Raw genomic sequence first — 24,042 nt, forward strand, 5'->3', positions numbered from 1 at the left:
TGACGTTCACCGCGGCAGCGGCGACGGCAACAGTGGCGGCAACAGCGACGGCGGTGCCGCCGACCCGCGGCGCCGGGATCTACCGGTTGCTCCTGAGCCAACCGCCGAGGGGTTCGAGCGGACCGCGGCGGACCTCGCCAGCCACGCCGACATGCTTGCCGCCACCGCCGCCGATCTCCCATCCGCCGAGCAGGCGCTTGCCCTGCTCCGCGAGGAGGAGACACGAGCCGCCGCGGAGCTGGCCGGTCACGGGTCGGCCGAGCAGCTCGCCCGCACCCATGCGGAGGAATACCGGGTACGGGCCGCCCGGCAGCGTTCGGGCATTCCACCGGAACTGCGGGACCCCGACCAGCTGGCGACACGTCAGCGCGAGATCGCGCAGTTCGCGGACGCGTACACCGAGTGCCACGCCGCCGCCGCGGCGGCGGTCTCGGCGGAGGAGGAACATCGCCGGGCGTCAGCCGCGGCCGACGGTGACGCCCGCGCCGCGGGCTTCCCGGACACGGCCACCGCCCGAGCCGCCTGCCGGGAGGACAGCTGGCTCGCCGCGACACAGACGCGGCTGGACGCCCACCGGGACGATCTGGTCGGGGTGCGATCCCGGTTGGCCAGCCCTCAGCTGGCCGTCGACCCGCAGGCGCCGGTACCGCTGGCCGACCGGGAGGCAGCCGCGCTGGCCGCCCGGGAGGCGCACGAAGCGGCACTCGCCGCGGCGGCGCGGGCGGGCGACCGGCTCAGGCGCCTGTCCGCCCTGGTCGCCGTCTTCGCCGAGGCGTTCGCGGTGGTGGCACCGCTGCGCGAGGCAGCCCAGCACATACGCGGCCTCGCCGACGTGGCCGCGGGACGCGGTGACAACCGCCAGGGCATGCCCCTGTCGAGCTTTGTCCTCGCCGCCCGGCTCGAGGAGGTCGCGACCGCGGCGAGCGGGCGGCTGTCGGCGATGAGCGGCGGCCGGTTCACCCTGGTCCACGATGTCGGTGAACGCCGCGACCGGCGGCGCCGGGCCGGTCTCGGGCTGCTCGTCGAGGATGCCTGGACGGGCCGGCGGCGTGACACCGCCACCCTGTCCGGTGGGGAGACCTTCCAGGCCGCGCTCTCCCTGGCGCTGGGACTCGCGGACGTGGTCACCGCCGAGTCCGGCGGTCAGGCCATGGACGCGCTGTTCATCGACGAGGGCTTCGGCAGCCTCGACCCCGACAGCCTGGAGGAGGTCATGAACGTCCTGGACGACCTGCGCTCCGGCGGCCGGCTGGTCGGTATCGTCAGCCACGTCGCCGATCTGCGCCAGCGCATCCCCACCCAGGTCACCGTCGTCAAGAGCGCCCGTGGCAGCCATGTCCGGACCAGCCTCACCTGACCGGCGGGATGGCCCGGGACGCCGGCCGCGCTGTGCTCCTTCAGGCTCCGTACGGCCGACAAGGCCCGCGCGGCCGACGACGCTGGAGCCAGCGGCCAGCGGCCAGCGCTGGCACGACCGTCCAGACCGGCGCCCATGAGCACACTGGCTAGGCGCCAGCCGACGTCGGCTGGCGCCTAGCTCGGCGTCAGCGGCGCGGCTGGAGGAGAACGAGGTCGTCACGATGGACGATCTCGCGCTCGTAGAACGAGCCAAACTCAGCCGCAAGATCGGATGTTGAACGACCCAGCATCCCCGGCAGCTCCGCCGCGTCGTAGGCGACCAGCCCCCGGGCGACCGACAGGCCCGCCGGGCTGACCAGGTCAACCGGGTCACCGGCGGAGAAGTCACCGTCAACCTTGGTGACCCCGGCAGGTAACAGCGACACCCGGCGGTCGACCACCGCGGCCACCGCACCGCTGTCCAGAAACAGCCTGCCCTGCGGGATCGTCGCGTGTTCCAGCCACAGCAGGCGGGACGCCCGGCGCGGGCCGGTCGGGTGGAACACCGTGCCCACGTCGGCGCCGGCAAGAGCGGCGGCCGCGTTCCCCGCCGACGTGATGATTGTCACGACCCCGCCCGAGGCGGCCATCCGAGCCGCCTCGATCTTCGTTGCCATACCACCGATCCCGACCCCGGCGCTGCCGGTGCCGCGGGTGCCGACCCCATCGAGATCCGCGTCCGCCCGGACCTCACGGATCATGGTGGCCGGGCCGCGCCGCGGGTTGGCGTCATAGACACCGTCCACGTCGGAGAGCAGGAGCAGCAGATCCGCGGAGACGAGATGCGCGACGATCGCCGCGAGACGATCGTTGTCCCCGACCCGGATCTCCTGGGTGGCAACGGCGTCGTTCTCGTTGACAATGGGAACGACGCCGAGTTCCAGCAGCCGGTCCAGGGTGGTCCGGGCGTTACGGTAGTGAGTGCGCCGGATCACATCGGTAGCGGTGAGCAGCACCTGGCCGACCCGGTACCCGGCCGTCCCGAACTCGGTGGCGTAACGGTGCACGAGCATGCTCTGACCGACGCTCGCCGCGGCCTGCAGGGTCGCGAGATCTCGAGGCCGCCGGGTCAGCCCCAGCGGCGCGAGGCCCGCGGCGATGGCGCCCGACGAGACCAGCACCAACCGACCCGCACGCGCCAGCAGTGCCCGCACCAGCGCATCGACGCGATCACCGTCGATACCGCCGCTCGCGGTCGTCAAGGACGACGAACCGACCTTCACCACAATCCGGTTGGCCCGTGTCACAAAGTCACGAACAGTCACACATCAACCCTGTCACGAGTCGCCCTCGTCGTCCCCAGCGCCACTGGCATGATCAGCTGCCCGGCGAGCGAAGCGTTGAGCCCTGGTCAACCGGGTGGTGGTGCGGAGCCTGTCGTCACTGCCACGAGGGCCGAGAGTGGATCCCACCGAGAGCGCCTCAGCTCCCCCTGAGCCGGCGGCCGTGGATCCACCAGCGGCCGAGCCGGCAGGCAGAGCGTCACGCCGGTCCCCACGCCCACCACGCCCGCTCAGGTGCGGCTCCCAGTCAAAGGTGACATCGCCGATGGTCACCGCGACACCAGGTTCCGCCCCCAGCCGAACGAGCTCAGCCTCCAGGCCGAGACGAGCCAGCCGATCGGCGAGGAAGCCGACCGCCTCATCGTTACCGAAGTCGGTCTGCCGGACCCATCGCAGGGGTTTGGCACCGGTCACCACGAACCCGTCATCGTGTGCGCGGACGGCGAAATCAGGCTCATCAACCGCGCGGGGGCGGAGAACGACCCGCTGGGAGGTCCGCGCCGGCTGTAGCGCCCGATGTTCGGCGACCCGTTCAGCCAGGGCGAGCGAGAGCGTACGGACGCCCTCCCGGGTGGCGCTGCTCACGGCGAACACGGCCAGCCCACGGGCGGCGATCTCGGCCGTGACCAGGTCTGCCAGGTCGCGGCCATCCGGTACGTCAATCTTGTTGAGGACGACCACCCGCGGCCGGTCCGACAGGTCCGCGGAGTACGCGGCCAGTTCGGCCTCGATGACGTCGAGGTCGCTGACGGGATCACGGCCGGGCTCGAGGGTGGCGCAGTCCAGCACGTGCACGATGACCGAGCAGCGCTCGATATGGCGCAGGAACTCAAGCCCCAGGCCTCGTCCGGAACTGGCTCCGGGGATCAGGCCTGGGACATCGGCCACCGTGTACGGCGGAAGGTCACCGGCCAGCGCCACGCCGAGGTTCGGTACGAGGGTGGTGAAGGGGTAGTCCGCGATTTTGGGCTTGGCCGCGCTGAGCACCGAGACCAGCGAGGACTTGCCCGCGCTGGGAAAGCCCACCAGCGCCACGTCCGCGACGGTCTTGAGCTCCAGGACGGCGTCCAGCCGCTCCCCCGGCTCGCCGAGCTCCGCGAACCCCGGGGCCTTGCGCCGAGCGGAGGCAAGAGCCGCGTTGCCCCGGCCACCGCGGCCACCGCGGGCGATGACCAGCTCGCTCCCGGCGCCGACAAGGTCCGCGACCTGCTCGCCGTCCGGCCGTAGGACGACCGTGCCGTCCGGCACTGGCAGCACAAGATCGACACCATCCGCGCCGTGCCGGTTGGAGCCCTGGCCCGGACGGCCGCCAGAGGCTCGCTGGTGGGGGTGGAAGTGGAACTCGAGCAGGGTCGTCACACTCGGGTCAGCCCGAAGAACGACGTCCCCGCCACGCCCGCCGTTACCGCCGTCAGGGCCACCGAGCGGTTTGAACTTCTCCCGGTGAACCGACGCGCAGCCAGGCCCGCCGTCCCCCGCGATGACGTGGAGGACGACCCGGTCGACGAAGGTGGGCACCGCTGCCTCTCCTCATCGTCGTTGGCTTAGCGGTCGCCGAGACAACTCGCCCACGCGGACAGCGGCACCGGCCCTGTTGAGCTGCGAGCCGGCTGCCTCAGGCAGCCCGCGCCCCCTCAACGGGAATGATGTTGATAACCCGGCGGCCCCGGCGGTTGCCGAACTGGACATGCCCGGCGACCAGCGCGAAGAGTGTGTCATCGCTGCCACGGCCTACCTGGGAACCGGGGTGGAAGTGCGTGCCCCGCTGGCGAACGATGATCTCACCTGAGTTGACGTACTGGCCACCGAAACGCTTCACGCCCAGCCGCTGGGCGTTGGAGTCACGACCGTTGCGCGAGGAGCTCGCGCCCTTCTTGTGTGCCATGTCGCTCAGGCCTTCCCGGTCTCGATACCGGTCACCCGCAGGCGGGTGAACTTCTGGCGGTGGCCCTGCCGCTTGTGATAACCGGTCTTGTTCTTGAATTTGTGAATTCTGATCTTAGGACCCTTGACGATCTCGACGACCTCCGCTGTCACCTCGACAGACGCGAGCGCGTCCCTGTCGTGGGTCACCACGTCGCCGTCGACAAGCAGGAGCGCCGACAGGTTGACGGTCGCGCCCGGCTCGCCCTTGACGAGCTCGACGTCAACGACATCGCCGACGGCGACCTTGTGCTGCTTGCCGCCGCTGGCCACGACCGCGTACACCGGTTCTCCTTGCTGAAGTCGGACGGGCATCTCTCACACGGCGGAAACACAGCCGTGCCCGGCCCTGATTGCACTACCTTAACAGGCGCATGCGCCAACCTGACACCGGCGGCCCCGCCCCCGCGCCGCGACCCGGGCCACAGGGCGTATCCGGCCATGGCACCGATGAACCATGGCGTGCCGCCGACCAGCGCGCAACCATCGGAATGGGCTCGGCACGGGCTCGGCACGGGCACTGCGCTCCCGGCTGGCGGCCAGTGCCCGAGCAGAGCCAACAGGCAACGGGTGGCCGCCGACAGCGCGACGCGAGCCTCGCGCATCGTCCGCGGCCTGGGTGGGGGTTGGGCCACGATGGGCTGGCAGATTGTGATCTGGGTGGCCGGTGCCACCACGGCCGCCGCTGTCCTGACCGCCGGCTGGCCGCTGGTGTCCTCAGCCCGGACAACGGACCCCCGGCGGCGGTCCGTGACCATCGCGGCATCCGCGGTGGTCGTCACAACGGTGCTCGGGGTCGCTCTCAACGGGCTGGTGGGCCTGCCAGCCGGAGTACGCGCGACGTGGGCGCTCAGTACGGCCTACGCGGCCTGCTGGCTCGCGGTGCGTGCCCGCGAGCTTTCCAGGGACGGCTGCGCCTTCCGTGGCCGGCCTCAGGCCGCCGCCGCGGGCAGCGATGCCCACAGCGATGCGCTCTCTGCCCAGGACGACGTCGTCCAGGCTCTGGTCGTCGCCTCGTACGCCCTGCAAATGGGCGACAACAGCCGTGCCAGCGCGGCGGTTGACGGCGCGTTGCGACGGTCCCGCGCGCGGCTGGACGCGCTCGTGCGCGAGCACGACCAACGCGACCTCATCCGCCGGGAAGCGGCGCAGCACTGGGCCACCGGCGAAGCCTGACCAGCCAGAGGCTACGGCGTGTTCCGGGAGCCGTCGTTCGATCAGGGGAGCGGCGTCCGGCTGGATGGATCGCGCGGCGGCGGAGGCAGCCGCCCTGGTTGTGGGCGTCAACCGACGACAACGACGCGAGGCGCCGCCCGGACCGGGACACGGACCCACGCGCCAGGCGGCCGGCCGGATTCGGCGATGTCAGCGCCCGCGGCCGATCAGGAGGCCTGGTCCAGCGCGGCGCTGGACCAGGCCGCTGTCAGCACGCATGCGTCAGCACACGCATCAACACAAGGACACCTACCCGGTGTGGGCGGCCTCACCGCTCTCCTGCGGTGCCGCGACCGCACGCGACGCCCGCCGACGACCGGTCGCACGAGCCCCGGTGGATCGGGCAGCGTTCGATGACGGCGGCGCCGAACTGATCGGCCCGCCGTCGTCCTTCGTGCCGTTGCTCGTCGCGCCGTTGCTCGTCGCGCCGTTGCTCGTCGTGGCGTTGCTCGTCGTGGCGTTGTCCGTTGCGGCGTTGTCCGTCGCTTCATTGCTTGTTGTGGCGTTGCTCATCGCGACGTTGTCCGTTGGGCTGGGGCTGGCCGCGTCTCCGGGCACGGTCGCCTCAACCGGTCTGGTACGGGAGAGGCCCGTATCCGTGGTCACGGAGCCCGCCTCCACGACAGTGGCGTCTGGGGCCTCGCCACTCGGGCCGGCCTCGGCCGCCGTGCCTGCCGCCGGCGGCCCCGGTACCGCGGGGCTGGACGCCCCGGAGCTTCGCGCGGGCGGTGCGGCCTGACCGTCCAGATGCACGATGACACCACGCCCGCCACAGTGAGCACAGGGCTCGCTGTAGGCCTCGAGCAGCCCTTGGCCCACCCGCTTGCGGGTCATCTGCACCAGCCCGAGGCTCGTGACCTCCGCGACCTGATGCCGGGTGCGGTCCCGGCCGAGGCATTCGGTCAGGCGCCGCAGCACAAGTTCGCGGTTGCTCTCCAGGACCATGTCGATGAAGTCGATGACGATGATCCCGCCGATGTCGCGGAGCCGGAGCTGGCGGACGATCTCTTCGGCGGCCTCCAGGTTGTTCTTGGTGACCGTCTCCTCGAGGTTGCCGCCCTTGCCGGTGAACTTGCCGGTGTTCACATCGATAACGGTCATCGCCTCGGTACGATCGATCACAAGCGACCCGCCCGAGGGCAGCCACACCTTGCGGTCGAGGGCCTTGGCAAGCTGCTCGTCGACGCGGTACGTGTCGAACACGTCGGCCGTGCCGGTCTGTCGCCGGACCCGATCGCGCAGGTCCGGCGCCACCATGTCGACGTAGTCCTCGATCATCGCGGCTTCCTCGTCTCCCTGGACGACCAGCTCGGCGAAATCCTCGTTGAAGATGTCCCGAATCACCCTGATCACGAGATCGGGCTCGCCGTAGAGCAGCGCGGGAGCGCTGGCCTTCGCCGCCTTCCGGCGGATGTCCTCCCACTGGGCCGACAGCCGGGCGACGTCACGGGCGAGCTCCTGCTCGCTGGCGCCCTCGGCCGCGGTCCGAACGATCACGCCGCCGTTCTCCGGAGTGATCTTCTTCAGGATCGTCTTCAGGCGGGCGCGTTCGGTATCCGGAAGCTTCCGGCTGATCCCCGCGTTCTGCCCGTCCGGCACATAGACCAGATAGCGGCCTGGCAGGCTCACCTGGCTGGTCAGACGGGCGCCCTTGTGCCCCATCGGGTCCTTGGAAACCTGGACGACGATCGACTGGCCTGACTTCAGCACCTGCTCGATCTTACGAGGCCGCCCGTCGAGCCCGGAGGCGTCGTAGTTGACCTCTCCGGCGTACAGGACGGCGTTGCGCCCCTTGCCGACGTCAACGAATGCCGCCTCCATGCTGGCGAGCACGTTCTGCACCCGGCCGAGATACACGTTCCCCGCATACGACCAGGAGCTCGCCCTCGTCACGAAATGCTCGACAAGCACCCCGTCCTCAAGCACCGCGATCTGGGTGCGGTCACCGGCGTTGCGCACGACCATGCGCCGTTCAACCGCTTCGCGCCGGGCCAGGAACTCCGCTTCGGTAACGATCGGCGGCCGGCGGCGGCCGCTGTCCCTGCCCTCCTTGCGGCGCTGGCGCTTCGCCTCCAACCGCGTCGAGCCGCTGACCCCGCGCACCTCGTCGTCCCGGACACGGCTTTCGCGGACATGAACGACCGTGGCCGGCGGGTCGTCCGGGGCCGCGTCGTCCACGATCGCGGCACCGTCCCGGCGGCGCCGGCGCCGGCGCCGGCGGGAACTTCCCTGCGGCTGCTCGTCGTCGTACCCGTCCGCGCCGCCCGCTGCCACCAGCCCGGCGGCATCGGCATCACCGGAGTCGTGGGGATCGTCGGTCTCGGCCCGGTCCGGGCGACCGGGGCTGTCGCTCTCGTCGAACCCATCCGAGCGCGCGCCGGACCGCTCGAAGGCAACCGGGTACGTATCGTCAGCGCCCTCGGCCTCCTCGTCGACACGCGCACGCCCCCTGCCCCGGCGGCCTCTGCGACGGCGCCGCGTCGAGCTCCCGTCGCAGTCGCCGTCGTCGGGCACGGCGGCGCTGGAGATCTCATCCTCGTCGCTGTCGGCATAGGCCATGGCGGTGCCGGGTTCGGGATCGTGCTCGTCACCGGCGTCGAGCACGATCCCGAACCCTGGCCGCTGGTTCCCCCGATCCGTACTGGCCGGCCCGAATCCGGTGTCGGACGACCTGCCGGCGGCGCCCGCGACAGCCGTGTCGGTGTCGAACGGCGAGACGCCGCGCCGCCGGCGGCGAGACACAAGGTCAAGAGCCGCGGTGTCGGGCGCCTGGAAGGTCACCATGGTGACCGCCCGCCCACGGCGCAGCCGCGTCTCCGGCCGTGCCGGTGGACTGCCATCCCCGCTCGTGGGCATGGCAGCGGCCCCCGGTGGAACACCGGTAAGATCAGCTAGGAACGGGACCGGCGGCGGCTCGATACCGACCACGGATCGCGGGGGTGGCTCCGGCGGATGAACGTCCGTGCCCGGGGTAACGCCACCTGGGGCAACGCTGTCAGCAACGGGGTCGCTCACCTGCGGAGTCTCCGGCGAGGACCCGGTCGAGACGTCCGGCGGAGGTCCCGCGGACCGTCCGGCGGCACGCCGCCGCCGCGGGGCGGAACGAGTGGTCGGTGTCTCATCGGAGTCTGTCACGATGTCATCGGGCACGGGTTATGAAACCTCTCGGGTCCCCGGGCGCGCTGCTCTCGCAGTCGCGACCGCTCAGGAACCACTGTCGTCGGTCCGACGGGGTACCGTCGGCGAATCCTGCGACGCCCTGCATCACGCATCGAGTCGACCGACCAGCCGGCCTGCATCGTCGCGGTCCGGCATGAGCGGATCCGCCACGGTGCCGTCTTCCAGCAGCCGACCTTGACCGAGCCGGAGCGGCTCGGGTGGTACAGGCAACCGAAGAACGGCGACCACGCAAAGGGCGGTCAGCACGTCGTCGGGTCGCACGGCGGGCGTCGTGTGCCGCACAACCACATCCAGTATCGCACAGGTGTCGTTCTCCGCATGGCAAACCATCGAGACCACTGCCTGACGAACGTCGAACCGGCGATGTCCGTCCTTGGTCACCCGCTCCACCTCGACCCGGTCACGGGCCAGGAGCGCGGCCACGGCGCTGGTCAGCTCATCGCGAGCGACCGCTGGCAGCCGTAACCGCCACCGCGACGCGTCCACCAGTTCCGCCAGTGAGGCAGCGGTGGCGGGCGCGCACGCGAGAACGTCCAGACCGGATGGCAGCGCCGCGTCCAACGCCAGCCGCAACGCATGCGGATCACAATGCTCGGCCAGCGCAAGCTCCACGTACTCGGCCTCGCTGGCGGCACCCGTCGGCGCCGCGCCAAGCCACGAGATGCGCGGATGCGGGCTGAAGCCGGCCGAGTACGCCATGGGGACAGCCGCGCGCCGCAGCGCCCGCTCAAAGGTCCTCGCGATGTCACGGTGAGACATAAAACGCAGCCGGCCGCGTTTCGCGAAACGCACCCGCACCCGCGCGACCACCGGTGGTGGAGGCGGGCCCTCAGGACGCCGGGGCACGGCCGGATCCCGTCGGCGTCAGGGGGAGCAGGGTCCGGCCGGTCGGGCCGATCTGGTTTTCGGTCCCCATGGTCGGACAGACCCCGCAGTCGTAGCAGGGGGTCCAGCGGCAGTCGTCCAGCTCCGTCGCACGCAGCGCTTCCTGCCAGTCCGACCACAGCCAGTCACGGTCCAGCCCGGCATCCAGATGGTCCCAGGGCAGCACCTCGCGTTCGTCGCGCTCCCGGGTGGTGAACCAGTCCAGGGACACCCCGAGCGGTTCCAGCACACGTGCGCAGGCCGCCGCCCAACGCTCGAAGGAGAAATGCTCGTTCCAGCCGTCGAAACGGGCGCCGGCACGCCACACCTGTTCGATCACCGCGCCGACCCGGCGGTCACCGCGGGCGAGCAGGCCCTCGATGATGCCTGGACGTCCGTCGTGGTAGCGAAAACCGATCGCCCGCCCGACCTCCCGATCACCGCGGATGGCGTTGCGCAACAGCTGCAGCCTGTGGTCGGTGACCTCGTGCGAGGCCTGCCCGACCCACTGGAACGGCGTGTGCGGCTTGGGGACGAAACCGCCGATCGAGACTGTGACACGGATGTCGCGGTGACCGCTGGCCAGACGCCCCGCCCTGATCACCTCCCGGGCGAGATCCGCGATGGCGAGCACGTCCTCGTCGGTCTCGGTGGGCAGGCCGCACATGAAGTACAGCTTGACCTGCCGCCAGCCCTGGGCGTAGGCCGTGCTGACCGTGCGGATCAGGTCATCTTCGCTGACCATCTTGTTGATGACCTTCCGCAGGCGTTCGGAGCCGCCCTCGGGCGCGAACGTGAGCCCGCTGCGCCGGCCGTTGCGGGAGAACTCGTTGGCGAGTGTGACGTTGAACGCGTCCACCCGGGTCGAGGGCAGGCTGAGTGAGGTGTGCGTGCCTTCGTACCGGTCCGCCAGCCCCTTGGCGATCTCCCCTATCTCGCTGTGGTCCGCGCTGGACAACGACAGCAGGCCGACCTCGGTGAACCCGGACGCGTCCAGGCCCCGGGCCACCATGTCGCCGATCGTGGTGATGGTCCGCTCCCGGACCGGCCGAGTGATCATGCCAGCCTGGCAGAACCGGCAGCCGCGGGTACAGCCGCGGAAAATCTCCACGCTCATCCGCTCGTGGACGGTCTCCGCCAGCGGCACCAGCGGCGCCTTCGGATAGGGCCAGGCATCCAGATCACTGACGGTGTGTTTGGCGGGGCGTGCCGGTACCCCGGGACGGTTCGGGGTGACCGCGTGGATGCGGCCGTCAGGCCGGTAGCCCACGTCGTAGAAGGACGGCACATACGCGAGGCCGCGCCGGGCCAGCCGCATGAGCAACTCGTCCCGCCCGCCGGGAGAGCCCGCGGCCCGGAAGGCACGGACCACATCGGTGATCGCAAGGACCGCCTGCTCGCCATCCCCGAGCACGACCGCGTCGATGAACGGCGCGACCGGTTCGGGATTGAACGCGGCATGCCCGCCGACGATCACGATCGGGTGGTCATCAGTCCGATCCACGGTATGCAGCGGGATGCCCGCGAGATCGAGCGCGGTCAGCAGGTTGGTGTACCCCAGCTCGGTGGAAAAGCTGACGCCCAGCAGGTCGAAGTCGCCGACCGCGCGGTGGCCGTCCACGGTGAACTGCGGGACACCGTGCTCACGCAGCAGCTCCTCCAGATCCGGCCAGACCGAGTAGGTACGCTCGGCCAAGACGTCCGGCTGCTCGTTGAGGATCTCGTACAGGATCTGGACACCCTGGTTGGGCAGGCCTACCTCGTAGGCGTCCGGATACATCAGACACCAGCGGACGATCGCGTCCGCCCAGGGCTTGCACTGGGAATTCCCTTCGCCGCCGAGGTAGCGCACGGGCTTACGAACCCGCGGCAGCAACGGTTCCAGACGGGGGAACAACGACTGTCCGGACATGCCCGCGAGCCTACGGCACATTCACGGTCCGCCGAGCGGCGTCACAAGGCGTACGGATCGGAGCGTGCCCGCAGGTGGACATTCTGCAACAGGCCCACCGCCAGCAGGTTCGCGAACATCGACGATCCGCCGTAGGAGAGGAACGGCAGCGGCAGGCCCGTGACCGGCATGATCCCCAACGTCATTCCGATATTGACGAACATCTGGAAGGCAAACCAGCACACCACCCCAGTTGCGATCATCGTTCCGAAGGAGTCGGCTGAGTCGACGGCCGTGGCCAGTGCCCGCCACAGCACCAGGCCCAGGAGCAGCAGGACACCGCCAGCGCCGAGAAAGCCCAGTTCCTCCCCGGCCACCGTGAAAACAAAGTCGGTCTGCTGCTCGGGCACAAACTGGCCCTGGGTCTGCGTGCCGTGGAACAGGCCGCGGCCGGCGACGCCGCCATTGGCGATCGCCGTCATCGCCTGGTCGACGTTGTACCCGGTGGAGGAGGTGTTCTGGTTGCTTTGGACGAATTCGGTCAGGCGTGCCTCCTGATAGGGCTTGAGCAGGTGGAACTGCAGGATCGCCCCGCCGAACAGGACACCGGACAGGATGAGGCCGATCACCCACCGGCTCGGTGCGCCGCTGACCGCGAGCATGCCGAGAATGACGAACACGAAGACCATGACCGTGCCGAAATCCGGCTGCATCATGATCAACATCATCGGCACGGCAGCCAGCCCCAGCACCAGCAGCACGTCCCAGTGACCGGGATTGAGGCGGATCCCGGTGTCCCGGTCGTCGTGCTTCTCCCCGAGGATCATCGCTACCCCGACAATGAGGGCGACCTTGGCGAACTCTGAGGGCTGTAGCTGAAAACCGGCCGGCAGCACGATCCAGGAATGTGCGCCGTTGATCGTGCTTCCCACCAGCAGGACCGCGGCCAGGCCAAGGAGAGAGCCCAGGTAGACGAATGGGGCGTACGCGCGCAGGATCCGGTAGTCCACCACGGTCGCGGCACCCGCGAGAACGAGCCCGATGGCCAGGTTCAGCAGATGGCGCTTGAGAAACAGCTGCGGGTCGCCGCCGCTTTCGGCCTCGCGATGCCGGGTGGCGGACCAGACCAGCAACCCACCGAGGATGGACAGAGCGATCACGGCTATCTGCAGTGGCCAGTCCAGCCGGCGCAAGGGGGAATGCCGTCCTGATGCCCGGTCGCGCAGCTGCCCGATCCGGCCACGCGGCGGGACCGGGGAGGACCGCAAGGCCGTCGGACTCGTCATGCGCACTCCCTCCATGGTCGATGCGGGGGCTCTGCCCGAAAGACGTCGCGAGCCGCGCGGGCCCGCGCCCCGCTGCTGGCGAAGCGCCGGGGCGGGCAATCACGGTGGCCCGCGCCCGACAGCGGCGGGACACCGACTGATCTGGGTGGGGCAACGGCCGGAGTCGGCTGCCGCGGGCTCACCGCGCGATCCGGCGCCCGGTAGGCGCCACTCGGTGAGCAGGGACACGTCCGCCACATCGGTCACATCGGTCACATCGGTCACGACGAGCGCCCGCGTCGTGGCATCACCGGTGGCGGAAACGCCCGCTGACGGCATACCGGACGGGACGACAGACCGCTCGGACAGGGCAGTCGGTGCGAACATCCCGTCCCGCGTCATCTTCGGCAGCGCCGCCGGGGGCGTACCGCCAGGCAGCGCCGCGTCGTGCCCGACGCCGTAGATGCTCTGGTAGATGGCTTTCACCGCCGGAGCCGCGTACTCGGCGCCGGTGCCGGAATCGGGGATGGTGACGACCACGACGAACTGCGGATCGTTGGCGGGCGCGAACGACGCGAACCACGACGTATCCCCAGCCCCTTCGACCTCGGCGGTTCCAGTCTTGCCCGCGATCGGGATGGTGTCGTTCGGCCAGTCCGCGAACACACCGGTGGCGGTACCGCCGGTTTCGCTCGTCACGCCATGCAGGGCGGCCCTGATGTAGGCAAGCGTCTCGGGCGCGGCCGGCACCCGTCCCGCGACCTTGGGCGTGACAGGCGTCACCACCCTGCCGTCCGGCGAGATCACCGCCTTGGCGAGCGTTGGCTGGTAGACGGTCCCCCCGTTGGCGAGCGCGGCGTAGGCAACCGCGAGCTGCAGCGGACTGACCGACAGGTACTGGCCCTGGCCGATCGCGAACTGGGTCGACGCGCCTCCGTTGTACAGGTAGCCGTCCACGCATGCCTCGGCCGCGTACTGGCGGAACCGCTCGGCCTTGGCCGGGTCGGTGACCTCCGGGTAGCCGTTCTGCGCCCGGCGGCAGTAGGAGTCCTTCAGCTGCGTCCAGATCGCCTTCGCGCCGTCGCGCCCGACGACCGAGCCGCTGGTCTCTCCCGGCAGGTCGACGCCTGTCCTGCTGCCGAAGCCCATGGCCCGAGCCATCTTCACGAAGTACTCGTTGGCCGTGGGATAGGGGCCGCGGCCATTGCGAAGCCCGCCGTCGGCGAGCCAGGCGTCGTAGGCGAACTTGTCGAAGATGACGTCGCAGGAGATCACCAGCGCCTGGTGCAGCGTGATCGGCCCGGCCGATGACCCCTCGAAGTTGTGAAACGTCTGGGAGCCGATCTGCAACGACGGCCCGCAGTCGTAGTTGCCGGCCGTCGACGCGCCCAGGTTGGTCAGCGCGGTGATGGTGGACACCGCCTTGAAGGTCGAACCGGGCGCGCCTGAGCCCTGGTAGGCCCGTGACAGCAACGGGATGCCGTTGGCGGGGTCCGACAGCGCCTGGTAGTCCGCTTCGGAGACACCGCCCACAAAGACCGACGGATCGTACGAGGGCAGACTGGCCATGGCGATGACATGGCCTGTTCGCACATCAAGCACCACCCCGGACGCGGTGCGAGCACGCCCGCCGAGGGAGTCCAGGGTTTTCCTGAGCGTCTGCTCGACCGCCTGCTGGACACCGACGTCGATCGAGAGGACCAGGTTGTCGCCGCTGCGTGGCGCGGTGGACGAGGCCGTGCCCACGACCCGCCCGAACCGATCGACCTCAAGCCGCTGCACGCCGTCGGAGCCGCGCAGTGCCGTGTCATAGGTGTATTCCAGCCCGGCGACACCGACCAGGCTGTTGTTGTGGTAGCCGTGCCGGCCACCGTCGGAGTCGAGCTGCTCCTGCGTGACAGGGCTGAGATAGCCGAGTTCGTGTGCGGCCAAGAAGGTGTAAGGGTACTCGCGGACGGCCTGCAGTTCCGCCGACACGCCGGGAAACCGGTCAGGATGTTCGATGACCGCCAGCGCCTGGGTCGGGGTGACGTCCTTGGCCACCGGCACCGGCTGGTAGGGCGAGCCGTTCCAGCACGGTGGCTTCACCGAAGCCGAGCAGTACTGGATGCGCCTGGTGACATCGGCGGGGGGCACACCGATCACGCCTGACAACCGCTCCAGCACGGCTCTGCCGGAATCCTTCTGCCGGTCGGTCACCGACCGGTTCACCGAGATGACCAGCGACGTGCGGTTGCGGACGAGGGCACGCCCCTGGTCATCCACGATCAGGCCACGGGGTGCGGGGGTGACCACATCGCGTACCCGGTTGGTCTCCGCGACCTGCCGGTAGTGCTCCCCGTTGAGGACCTGCAACGCCCACAGCCGGGCACCCAAGGTAACCAACAGTGATATGACCAGCACACGCAGAACGAGCAGCCTGAGACCGACACGATCGTCCAGCGACCTGTCCCCAGGCCACGGCGCTCTCATACCCGCCGTCCGGTCATGAATCATCCCTGTACAGGCGCCGCATCCCCGCCGTCACCAACGGGAACAGCAGCGGGGTCAGGACCAGCGCGTAGAGCACGGCACCGACCGAACGCAGGAACACCTGGCCGCCGGTGAGGCTGGCGTTGCCCAGAATGCCGGCCAGCCCCGTCTGGCCGGCCGTGCCCAGCGCGGAGGCGGCCGCCGCCGCGATCATCGGGAGGTACACCGTCCGGCCGGCTTCGTCATGGGTGAGCCCCACACCGTAGCCGATCAGGCAAAAAATCATCGTGGTCTGGCCGAGGACGTGCGTCGAGAGCAGGTCCGCGATCAGCCCGACCACGAACCCGATGATTGCGCCGAACAGCGGCCCCCGCGCGAGCGCGACGAAGGCCAGCACGATCAGCACCACATCGGGGCTTCCCAACGGCAGATCGAGCGGGGCTATGACCGACAGCTGCGCAATGATCAAAAGGACCAGCACGGCTACGGTGGCCGCGACGGCCCTGCCCCGGACCTCGACGTCACGTGCGCCCATGTCCCACACCGCGAGCCTCAGCCGACCGGGGCGGTGGCCGCGGGGGCGAGCGCCGATGTCGTCGGGATCGTGCTGGCCGGTGCCGCGGCCGGTGCCGCGGGCGCCGGGGCCGGTGTGGGCGGGGGCCGCGGGAGCAGCACCCGGTCACCGGCGTCCGCCGGGAGCTTCCCCACCACGATCCCGACCAGGTCGAGCGACCCCATGGCCGCGAAGGTGGTCACCTCGGCCGCGCGCGAGAGCCCCTCACTCGCGTCGAGAACCTTTGTGACCATGCCGATCGGTACCCCGCCGACGTAGTCGGCGCTGCCGAAGGAAACCAGGCGGTCACCCACCTTCACCTGGCGCGTGGCGTCGTAGAGGGTGAATGTCAAGGCGTCCGGGCTACCCGCGCCGGCAACCGCGCCGAGCAGCCGGGTGCCCTCCAGACGAGCGCCGATGTGACTTGCTGGATCGCAGGCAAGACGGACGACCGCCGTGTGGGCGGTCGAGGACAGCACCGTCCCGACGAGCCCGTCGCTGTCGAGCACCAGCCTGTCCGGCACCACGCCGTCCGCGCTGCCGGCGTTGACCGTCACGGACCAGTCCGTCCCGGTGATGTCGCCGATCGCAATCACCCTTGCCGCAATGATCGTGTATTGTCCCCGGTCCGCGAGCAGGCGCAGGTTACCCAGGGCGGCGGCCTGCCGCCGCACCTCGGCGTCATCCGCCAACTGGCGTTTGAGCTCGGCGTTCTCCGCCGCGAGTGTGTCCGCGCGCCGCTGGTAACGATTGGGGTGCGTCAACGAGGACGCCGTCCGTCCGATGGGACGGGCGACGGCGCTCACACCGCCCTCAAGGGTCGCGAACACGCCCCGCAACGCGCCCCGCGGGCCGGCCGAACTGCCGCTCGAGCGGTAATCGACTGTGATCAGGATGAACGCCGTGATCAGCAGGCCAATGACGACCATGCGGGAGCGCCGGTTTTCGCGTCCCACCGCCGGCCTCCCATACCTGGCAACGCCCAGTCACGACGATGCCCATCCACGGCGGCCGGTACGGGTACCGCGGTGCCCGGCGGCGCCAGCCCGAAACGTCGTCAGTTCACGAGGTGAGCGAGCCGTCGGCCCGTATCCCCAGCGATCGACATCCCATTCGGCACGATCAGATCAGCGGCGGGGCTCGGATATAAGCACCTGCTGCAACGCTTCGAACTCCTCGACGCACTTACCAGAACCCATCGCGACCGAGTGCAACGGGTTGTCCGCGATATGGATCGGCATCCCGGTCTCATGGCGGAGGCGCTCGTCCAGACCGCGCAGCAGCGCTCCCCCACCGGTCAGCACGATGCCGCGGTCCATGATGTCACCGGACAACTCCGGTGGGCACTTGTCAAGGGTGACCTTGACCGCGTCGATCACCGCGTTCACCGGCTCCTCGATGGCTTTACGGATCTCCTCGGCGGTAACGACGATGGTCTTGGGCAGGCCGGAGACCAGATCTCGGCCGCGGATCTCCGCGCTGGGCTCGTCTGACATCTTGTGCGCGGAGCCGATCGCCATTTTGATCTCTTCCGCGGTCCGCTCCCCGAGCATGAGCGAGTACTCCTTCTTGACGTAGGAGATGATCGCAGTGTCAAGCTCATCCCCGGCCGTCCGGATGGACTGGCTCGTCACGATCCCACCCAAGGAGATGACCGCCACCTCGGTGGTTCCACCGCCGATGTCGACCACCATATTCCCGGTGGGTTCGTGGACGGGCAGCCCGGCTCCGATGGCCGCCGCCATCGGCTCCTCGATGATATAGACCTTTCGGGCACCAGCCTGATAACCGGCGTCCTTCACAGCCCGCTGCTCGACCCCGGTGATCCCAGACGGGACACACACGACCAGCCGCGGTTTGGCGAAGTGCCGCCGTCGGTGAACCTTTTGAATAAAATAGCGCAGCATGCGCTCGGTCGTGTCGAAGTCGGCGATCACGCCGTCCTTGAGCGGGCGGATCGCGACGACATTGCCGGGAGTACGGCCGATCATCCGTTTCGCCTCGGTGCCGACCGCGAGGATCCCCGTGGTGGTGGTATTGATCGCTACCACGCTGGGCTCGTTCAGCACGATCCCGCGACCACGCACGTAGACGAGCGTGTTGGCGGTGCCAAGGTCGACGGCCATGTCACGGCCTAGGAACGACAACGAACTGGACATCGTCGGATGCCGGCCTTCCCGGGTGTGCGGTCTGGGTGCGCACGCTGGGCGTGCTGGAGTTGTAGGGCAGGCGGTGTCCGTAACGAGGGCGTATCCACTGCTTCTCCGATGAGCTCCATCCAGGTAGTCCGGCAATCCAGTAGAAGCCGCTCCAACAGACGACAAAAGCCTAATCCGGGCCAACCGAGCCTGCCGTCCCGGTACGAGATCCATGACGCGCGACGGTCCGCACGCCAGGCCGGGTCAACCTGCCGGCCAACCTCAACCCGTACAACCAGTTCTAACACCCGGAGTCACAAGCATGCTACCCGAGGCGACTGGAGATGCCGCCTGGACTGGCGAATTCGACCATCCGGGCAAACGGTCCGGCACCGTCGGCCATAGGGCAAGCCGCCCTGGCCTTCGATGCCGGACCAGTCAGAAATAATCAGATCAACCCGGGGAAAAACAAGTCGATCTCACGCTTGGCGGACTCCGGCGAGTCGGAACCATGGACGAGGTTCTGTCCGATCTCCAGAGCATGGTCGCCACGCAGGGATCCCGGAGCCGCCTTGACCGGGTCGGTGGCGCCGATCAGGCCGCGCACCGCCTCGATCGCCCGCGGCCCCTGGACAACCAACGCGACCAACGGGCTGGAAACGATGAAGTCGACCAGCTCGCCAAAAAACGGCTTGGCCGCGTGCTCGGCGTAGTGGACCTCGGCCACCGAGCGCTCCAGCCTGCGCAGCTCAAGCGCGACCAAGGCCAGACCCTTGCGCTCCAGCCGACCAACGACCTCACCGACGAGGCCACGGCTCACGCCGTCGGGCTTGACCAGCACGAGTGTGCGTTCGACTGACACGGAACTCCTTCTACTCACTCAGATGGGCAGGTGTGGGACCAGAGCCATGCAGCCGCGGGCGGCACGGGAGGAACGATCGCACCGCCGTTGACCCGGTTACACGATCTTCATGCCCCTCGGCTGCACGAAAAAACCATGATCGAGCCACCGTTGGCACAGTCACACAGCCCTCACGCCTCCGACAGCGCGAAAGGACACGATCACGCGGCCTTTGGCACAGTTGCAACCTACCCGTCAGCGACGCAGAAGGCGGCGAGCCTCTCCCACCGTCACAAGTGAACCGGTCACCAACACCGCGGTACCGGCGAGGTGCGAGTCCTCCTCCGCCAGCCGGACACCCGCGTCGAGAGCGTCATCGAGACGCGAGGCAACCTCCACCCGGTCGGCACCGAACAGATCCACGGCGATCGCGGCAAGGTCATCCAACGGCATTGCCCGCGACGACCCACTCTGAGTGATGACCACGGCGTGCAACACCGGCTCCAGCGCGGCCAGAATGCCGGCGGCGTCCTTGTCCGCGAGTATCCCCACGACGCCGACCAGATGATCGAAGCTGAAGGCCTCCTCCAGCGCGGCGACGAGCGCATGCGCGCCCGCGACGTTGTGCGCGCCGTCGAGCAGGACCGTTGGCGAGCGCCGGACGACTTCCAGCCGGCCCGGCGAGTCAGCCTGCGCAAACCCAGCGCGTACGGCGTCGATGTCGAGAATCTCACGGCCGCCGCCGAGGAACCCCTCAACCGCCGCGAGCGCGCATGCGGCGTTGTGAGCCTGATGCGCGCCGTGCAGGGGCAGCAACAGGTCCTCATAGACACCGCCGAGCCCACGGATGGCAACCAACTGGCCACCAACGGCGATATCACGGTCGAGGACCCCGAATTCCAGTCCCTCGCGTGCCACCGTCGCGCCGACCTCACCGGCTCGGCGCAACAGCACCTCCGCCGCTTCCAACGGCTGCTGGGCAAGCACGACGAGCGCACCGGCGTGAATGATGCCGGCCTTCTCCCCCGCGACCGCGCCAGGCGTGGCACCGAGCTCCCGATGGTCGAGGGAGATCGGGGTCACCACTGCCACCCCGGCATCCAGGACGTTGGTCGCGTCCCAGCTCCCGCCCATACCAACCTCGATGACACCGACATCGACCGGCGCGTCGGCGAAGGCGGCGAACGCCATCGCGGTCAGCAGCTCGAAGAAGGTGACCCGTTCGGGATGCCTGCTGTCAACGAGCTCAACGTAGGGGATGACGTCGTCGTACGCCTGGGTGAAGGTGGCTGCGGGCGCGGGGCGACCGGCCAGGCAGATACGTTCGGTCACGCTCTCCAGATGCGGGGAGGTATAACGGCCGGGTCTGATCCCGAAGGCGCACAGCAACGAATCCACCATGCGGGCGGTGGAGGTCTTGCCGTTGGTCCCCGTCAGGTGGATCGAGGGGTAGGCACGCTGTGGCTGGCCCAGCAGATCGACGAGATCGCGCATACGGTCCAGATCGGGCAGCATCCGGTGCGGGAAGCGTTCGGTCAGCGCCTTCTCCACCCGGGCGAGCCCGGCTGTGTCGGCGTCGGCGTCCGCCGGGATGCCAGGCCGGCTGCTCATCAGGCCGACTTCTCCTGGCGGGGACTCCGCTTGGATGCGGCGACGTCACGCGGCACGAGCGTCGGGTTGACGTGCTCAAGAACGACCTCGCGGGTCACCACCGCCCGGGCGACGTCCTTGCGGCTCGGTATGTCGTACATGACCGACAGCAGGACCTCCTCCATGATCGCCCGTAGCCCGCGGGCGCCGGTTCCCCGCAGTATCGCCTGGTCCGCGATCGCATCCAGGGCGTCACCCGTAAAATCAAGATCAACATTATCCAGCTCAAACAACTTCTTGTACTGCCGGACCAAGGCGTTCTTCGGCTCGGTGAGGATGCGGATGAGCGCCTCCCGATCGAGGCTGGACACACTGGTGATCACTGGCAGCCGACCGATGAACTCGGGAATCATGCCGTACTTGAGCAGATCCTCGGGCATGACGTCGGTGAAGACGTTGGGAATATCCGGATCATCCTTGCCGTGCAGGACCGCGCGGAATCCAAGCGATTTCTTACCGATCCGTGAATCGATTATCCGATCAAGCCCGGCAAAAGCCCCACCGACGATGAACAGGACGTTCGTAGTATCGATCTGGATGAACTCCTGATGCGGATGCTTGCGGCCGCCCTGCGGCGGAACGCTCGCGGTCGTTCCCTCCAGTATCTTCAACAGCGCCTGCTGGACACCCTCGCCAGAGACATCCCGGGTGATACTCGGATTCTCCGACTTACGCGCGATCTTGTCGACCTCATCAATATAAATGATGCCGGTCTCGGCTTTTTTGACATCATAGTCGGCGGCCTGGATGAGTTTGAGCAGAATGTTCTCAACGTCTTCACCGACATAACCGGCCTCGGTGAGCGCGGTCGCGTCGGCGATCGCGAACGGGACGTTGAGCATCCGGGCCAAGGTCTGCGCCAGCAGCGTCTTGCCGCATCCGGTGGGGCCCAGCAGAAGGATGTTGCTCTTCGCCAGTTCAACATCGCCCTTGGCGTCGCTACCCGCGCCACCACCCACCTGGACTCGCTTGTAATGGTTGTAGACAGCAACCGACAGGGTCTTCTTGGCCTGTTCCTGACCAACCACGTAGCCGTCCAGGAACTCGTAGATCTCGCGCGGCTTCGGCAGCTCGTCCCACTTGAGATCCGAGGACTCCGACAGCTCCTCTTCAATGATCTCGTTACAGAGATCGATGCACTCGTCGCAGATGTAGACGCCGGGCCCGGCGATGAGCTTCTTCACCTGCTTCTGGGACTTGCCGCAGAACGAGCACTTGAGCAGATCACCGCCGTCACCTATGCGTGCCACCGAGGACTCAGTCCCTTCGTCCAGACGATGGTGTCGCCTGCAGGTCAGGGGCGGCTAAGCCGCCCGGTCGTCGCCTGTCTGTTACTATCCTGCCCTCCGCCGGCAGCGGCCGCGCCATGACGCCAGCGGCTTTGGGCTGTGTATCCGCATCCGCGTCTACCCGCCACCGATGGCTGTGCCCTGACGCCGACGGCTTTGAGCTGGCTGTCCGCCTCCCCGTGGGGACCGTACCCCCTGAAGCCGTCCAGTGAGAGCCCTATCGTGCGGCTCGTGTAGGTCAGTCACGGTCATCGGGCAGATCATCACGCGTCCGTGCCGTCCGGACAGGGCCTTTGCACAACGCTGACGGGGCACCCGGCCCGGCCTCCGGCGACGCGGAACCAGCATCGCGCCGCCTTTGGCCCAGCCAGCCTTCAGGCCTCCGGCGACGCGAAAAACCAGCATCGCGCCGCCTTTGGCCCAGCCAGCCTTCAGGCCTCCGGCGACGCGAAAAACCAGCATCGCGCCGCCTTTGGCCACCGGACCCCCCAGTCCCTGCTGCTAACGGCCCGCTGCCGGCGCCGCCAACAGCTGCGACGACTTGCGGGTCCGGATGACCTCGTCGATCAACCCGTACTCCTGCGCCTCGGCCGCGCTGAAAATCTTGTCCCGCTCGATGTCCCGACGGATCTCTTCCTCGGTGTGCCTGGTGTGCCTGGCGAGCATCCGCTCCAGCAGGGAGCGCATCCGCAGGATCTCCCTGGCCTGAATCTCGATGTCGCTGGACTGTCCCTCGCCCTGCCCAGAGGGCTGGTGCAGCAGGATACGGCTGTTCTCCAGCGCGAAACGCTTCCCCGGTGTCCCCGCTGTGAGCAGCACCGCGGCCGCGGATGCCGCCTGGCCCATGCAGATCGTCTGGATGTCCGGGCGGACAAACTGCATCGTGTCGTAAATAGCGGTCAACGAGGTGAACGATCCACCCGGTGAGTTTATATAGATCGAAATATCCCGGTCGGGGTCCTCGGACTCCAGGAAAAGCAGCTGCGCCATCACGTCGTTCGCGGAAAGGTCATCGATCGGGATACCGAGGAAAACGATACGTTCCCGCAGCAGCTTCTCATAAGGATTAAGGTAAAGATCACCACGGCTGGTCTTCTCGATGACACGCGGGATCCCGTAATGGCTGACGGGCAGCGCGTCGCTCGAGCTCTGGCCGATGATCGGTTGGTACATGGTGGGTGCCTCCGCGACGGCGGGTGGTGGTCGGTTACCGGATGTCGACGGTGTCGGCCGAGTGTCCGCGGGACGCGGCTAGCTGACCGAGCGCTCGCTGGGAACCTGGCGGGCCTGGGCCACGACGTGATCGACGAACCCGTAGTCCTTGGCCTCCTCGGCCGTGAACCAGCGGTCGCGGTCGGAATCCCGCTCGATCTGCTCGATCGGCTGGCCGGTGTGGAATGCGATCCGTTCCTGCATCATCCGCTTGGTGTAGAGCATCTGCTCGGCCTGGATGGCGATGTCGGAGGCGGTACCACCGATGCCGCCGGACGGCTGATGCATCATGATCTTCGCATGCGGAAGCGAATACCGCTTGCCGGACGCGCCCGCGCACAGCAGGAACTGTCCCATGGACGCGGCGAGCCCAAGCGCAACCGTCGCCACGTCGTTCTCCACGTACTGCATCGTGTCATAGATCGCCATACCAGCGCTGACGGATCCACCGGGAGAGTTGATGTAGAGGAAAATATCCCGGCTCGGGTCCTCGGCGTTGAGCAGCAACAGCTGGGCACAGATCGCGTTGGCGATCTGATCCTCGACCACCGAACCCAGGAAAATGATCCGCTCGCGGAGCAGACGGTTGAAGACCTGTTCGTCGAAACCGACCCCACCCTGCCCCGGCGAACGCAGCTGTGGGGCGACCAGGCTCGGGGCTGCGATATTACCCACGGTTAGCTCCTCGGTTTCCTCGCGCTGACGACGGCTGATCTGACCGTCTCGACACTATCTGTGACCCGCGCTAGTTCCGGGACTTCACCCTCGATGTTCGCGCTGGGCGTGAGGGCGGGCTGGCCCAGCGGCGGTTAATCCGGGCATTGCGGGCAATCGACTCCCTGGAGAGGCTTAGTGGTCGCCGCCGGAA

19 protein-coding genes are annotated in these 24,042 nt (G+C 68.5%); 2 read left to right on the plus strand and 17 right to left on the minus strand.

From position 1 onward, the window contains the following. Positions 1-1,357, plus strand: a 1,357-nt coding sequence (locus tag MJ777_RS16640; RefSeq protein ID WP_305039422.1) for an SbcC/MukB-like Walker B domain-containing protein, incomplete at its 5' end; no start/stop codon positions are given. A 187-nt stretch (positions 1,358-1,544) separates the two neighbouring features. On the opposite strand, the gene proB is transcribed toward MJ777_RS16640, so the two are convergent. The 4 genes from proB to rplU all read right to left on the minus strand — a co-directional run bounded on the left by proB (position 1,545) and on the right by rplU (position 4,889). Further along, entirely contained in the window at positions 1,545-2,663 is a 1,119-nt protein-coding gene (gene proB / locus MJ777_RS16645) for a glutamate 5-kinase (protein ID WP_239346189.1), read from the minus strand. A 12-nt stretch (positions 2,664-2,675) separates the two neighbouring features. Then, positions 2,676-4,199, minus strand: coding sequence for a GTPase ObgE (gene obgE, locus MJ777_RS16650; RefSeq protein WP_239377096.1), 1,524 nt, complete (start codon positions 4,197-4,199; stop codon positions 2,676-2,678). A 97-nt stretch (positions 4,200-4,296) separates the two neighbouring features. Beyond that, positions 4,297-4,566 (minus strand): 50S ribosomal protein L27, encoded by a 270-nt coding sequence (rpmA, locus tag MJ777_RS16655; RefSeq protein ID WP_239308433.1) that lies wholly within the window; start codon positions 4,564-4,566, stop codon positions 4,297-4,299. Positions 4,567-4,571: 5 nt separating this feature from the next. After that, positions 4,572-4,889: a 50S ribosomal protein L21 gene (gene rplU, locus MJ777_RS16660; RefSeq protein ID WP_239308432.1), complete on the minus strand. Its 318-nt coding sequence runs from the start codon at positions 4,887-4,889 to the stop codon at positions 4,572-4,574. 177 nt (positions 4,890-5,066) lie between these two features. Here rplU and MJ777_RS16665 point away from each other — a divergent pair, with 177 nt between their 5' ends. Continuing rightward, on the plus strand, positions 5,067-5,780 hold the full coding sequence (locus tag MJ777_RS16665) for an MFS transporter (protein ID WP_239377097.1): 714 nt from the start codon (positions 5,067-5,069) through the stop codon (positions 5,778-5,780). Positions 5,781-6,068: 288 nt separating this feature from the next. On the opposite strand, the gene MJ777_RS16670 is transcribed toward MJ777_RS16665, so the two are convergent. From MJ777_RS16670 to MJ777_RS16730, 13 genes are all read right to left on the minus strand, one after another. Next, positions 6,069-8,834 carry an Rne/Rng family ribonuclease gene (locus MJ777_RS16670; RefSeq protein ID WP_370652743.1) on the minus strand — a complete coding sequence of 922 codons (2,766 nt, stop codon included), beginning with the start codon at positions 8,832-8,834 and terminating at the stop codon, positions 6,069-6,071. Positions 8,835-9,083: 249 nt separating this feature from the next. Further along, the gene (locus MJ777_RS16675) at positions 9,084-9,845 is read right to left on the minus strand and encodes a TIGR03936 family radical SAM-associated protein (protein ID WP_239308429.1); all 762 of its coding nucleotides are present in this window, start codon (positions 9,843-9,845) and stop codon (positions 9,084-9,086) included. Continuing rightward, on the minus strand, positions 9,829-11,775 hold the full coding sequence (locus tag MJ777_RS16680) for a TIGR03960 family B12-binding radical SAM protein (RefSeq protein ID WP_239308428.1): 1,947 nt from the start codon (positions 11,773-11,775) through the stop codon (positions 9,829-9,831). Before MJ777_RS16680 ends, MJ777_RS16675 begins: the two co-directional genes overlap by 17 nt. 41 nt (positions 11,776-11,816) lie before the next feature. Continuing rightward, positions 11,817-13,040, minus strand: coding sequence for a rod shape-determining protein RodA (gene rodA, locus MJ777_RS16685; protein ID WP_239308427.1), 1,224 nt, complete (start codon positions 13,038-13,040; stop codon positions 11,817-11,819). 99 nt (positions 13,041-13,139) lie between these two features. After that, a complete protein-coding gene (gene mrdA / locus MJ777_RS16690; protein ID WP_370652744.1) occupies positions 13,140-15,491 on the minus strand; it encodes a penicillin-binding protein 2 in 2,352 nt (783 codons plus the stop codon). A 13-nt stretch (positions 15,492-15,504) separates the two neighbouring features. Continuing rightward, a complete protein-coding gene (gene mreD, locus MJ777_RS16695) occupies positions 15,505-16,026 on the minus strand; it encodes a rod shape-determining protein MreD (RefSeq protein WP_239308426.1) in 522 nt (173 codons plus the stop codon). Positions 16,027-16,043: 17 nt separating this feature from the next. Then, the gene (gene mreC / locus MJ777_RS16700) at positions 16,044-17,000 is read right to left on the minus strand and encodes a rod shape-determining protein MreC (protein WP_239308425.1); all 957 of its coding nucleotides are present in this window, start codon (positions 16,998-17,000) and stop codon (positions 16,044-16,046) included. A 171-nt stretch (positions 17,001-17,171) separates the two neighbouring features. After that, positions 17,172-18,203, minus strand: a complete 1,032-nt coding sequence (locus MJ777_RS16705) for a rod shape-determining protein (RefSeq protein WP_013872948.1) — start codon at positions 18,201-18,203, stop codon at positions 17,172-17,174. A 427-nt stretch (positions 18,204-18,630) separates the two neighbouring features. Next, the gene (gene ndk / locus MJ777_RS16710; RefSeq protein ID WP_239308424.1) at positions 18,631-19,044 is read right to left on the minus strand and encodes a nucleoside-diphosphate kinase; all 414 of its coding nucleotides are present in this window, start codon (positions 19,042-19,044) and stop codon (positions 18,631-18,633) included. Between the two features lie 234 nt (positions 19,045-19,278). After that, complete coding sequence (locus MJ777_RS16715; RefSeq protein WP_239308423.1) at positions 19,279-20,634, minus strand: folylpolyglutamate synthase/dihydrofolate synthase family protein; 1,356 nt, start codon at positions 20,632-20,634, stop codon at positions 19,279-19,281. Further along, complete coding sequence (gene clpX / locus MJ777_RS16720; RefSeq protein ID WP_239308422.1) at positions 20,634-21,923, minus strand: ATP-dependent Clp protease ATP-binding subunit ClpX; 1,290 nt, start codon at positions 21,921-21,923, stop codon at positions 20,634-20,636. Before clpX ends, MJ777_RS16715 begins: the two co-directional genes overlap by 1 nt. Before the next feature lie 540 nt (positions 21,924-22,463). Then, entirely contained in the window at positions 22,464-23,135 is a 672-nt protein-coding gene (locus MJ777_RS16725) for an ATP-dependent Clp protease proteolytic subunit (protein ID WP_239308450.1), read from the minus strand. Between the two features lie 78 nt (positions 23,136-23,213). Beyond that, a complete protein-coding gene (locus MJ777_RS16730) occupies positions 23,214-23,849 on the minus strand; it encodes an ATP-dependent Clp protease proteolytic subunit (RefSeq protein ID WP_305039257.1) in 636 nt (211 codons plus the stop codon). Between the last annotated feature and the right edge of the window lie 193 nt (positions 23,850-24,042).

Origin of the sequence: Protofrankia sp. Cj5, from assembly GCF_917627405.1 — a bacterium.
Taxonomy (GTDB): domain Bacteria; phylum Actinomycetota; class Actinomycetes; order Frankiales; family Frankiaceae; genus Protofrankia.

What these genes read in the sequence shown, in the direction of transcription:
- rpmA (WP_239308433.1), bottom strand. Translation starts at nt 4,566, where the DNA reads ATGGCACACAAGAAGGGCGCGAGCTCCTCGCGCAACGGTCGTGACTCC.
- MJ777_RS16680 (WP_239308428.1), bottom strand. Translation starts at nt 11,775, where the DNA reads ATGTCCGGACAGTCGTTGTTCCCCCGTCTGGAACCGTTGCTGCCGCGG.
- rodA (WP_239308427.1), bottom strand. Translation starts at nt 13,040, where the DNA reads ATGACGAGTCCGACGGCCTTGCGGTCCTCCCCGGTCCCGCCGCGTGGC.
- mrdA (WP_370652744.1), bottom strand. Translation starts at nt 15,491, where the DNA reads ATGAGAGCGCCGTGGCCTGGGGACAGGTCGCTGGACGATCGTGTCGGT.
- mreD (WP_239308426.1), bottom strand. Translation starts at nt 16,026, where the DNA reads ATGGGCGCACGTGACGTCGAGGTCCGGGGCAGGGCCGTCGCGGCCACC.
- MJ777_RS16705 (WP_013872948.1), bottom strand. Translation starts at nt 18,203, where the DNA reads ATGTCCAGTTCGTTGTCGTTCCTAGGCCGTGACATGGCCGTCGACCTT.
- MJ777_RS16715 (WP_239308423.1), bottom strand. Translation starts at nt 20,634, where the DNA reads ATGAGCAGCCGGCCTGGCATCCCGGCGGACGCCGACGCCGACACAGCC.
- MJ777_RS16725 (WP_239308450.1), bottom strand. Translation starts at nt 23,135, where the DNA reads ATGTACCAACCGATCATCGGCCAGAGCTCGAGCGACGCGCTGCCCGTC.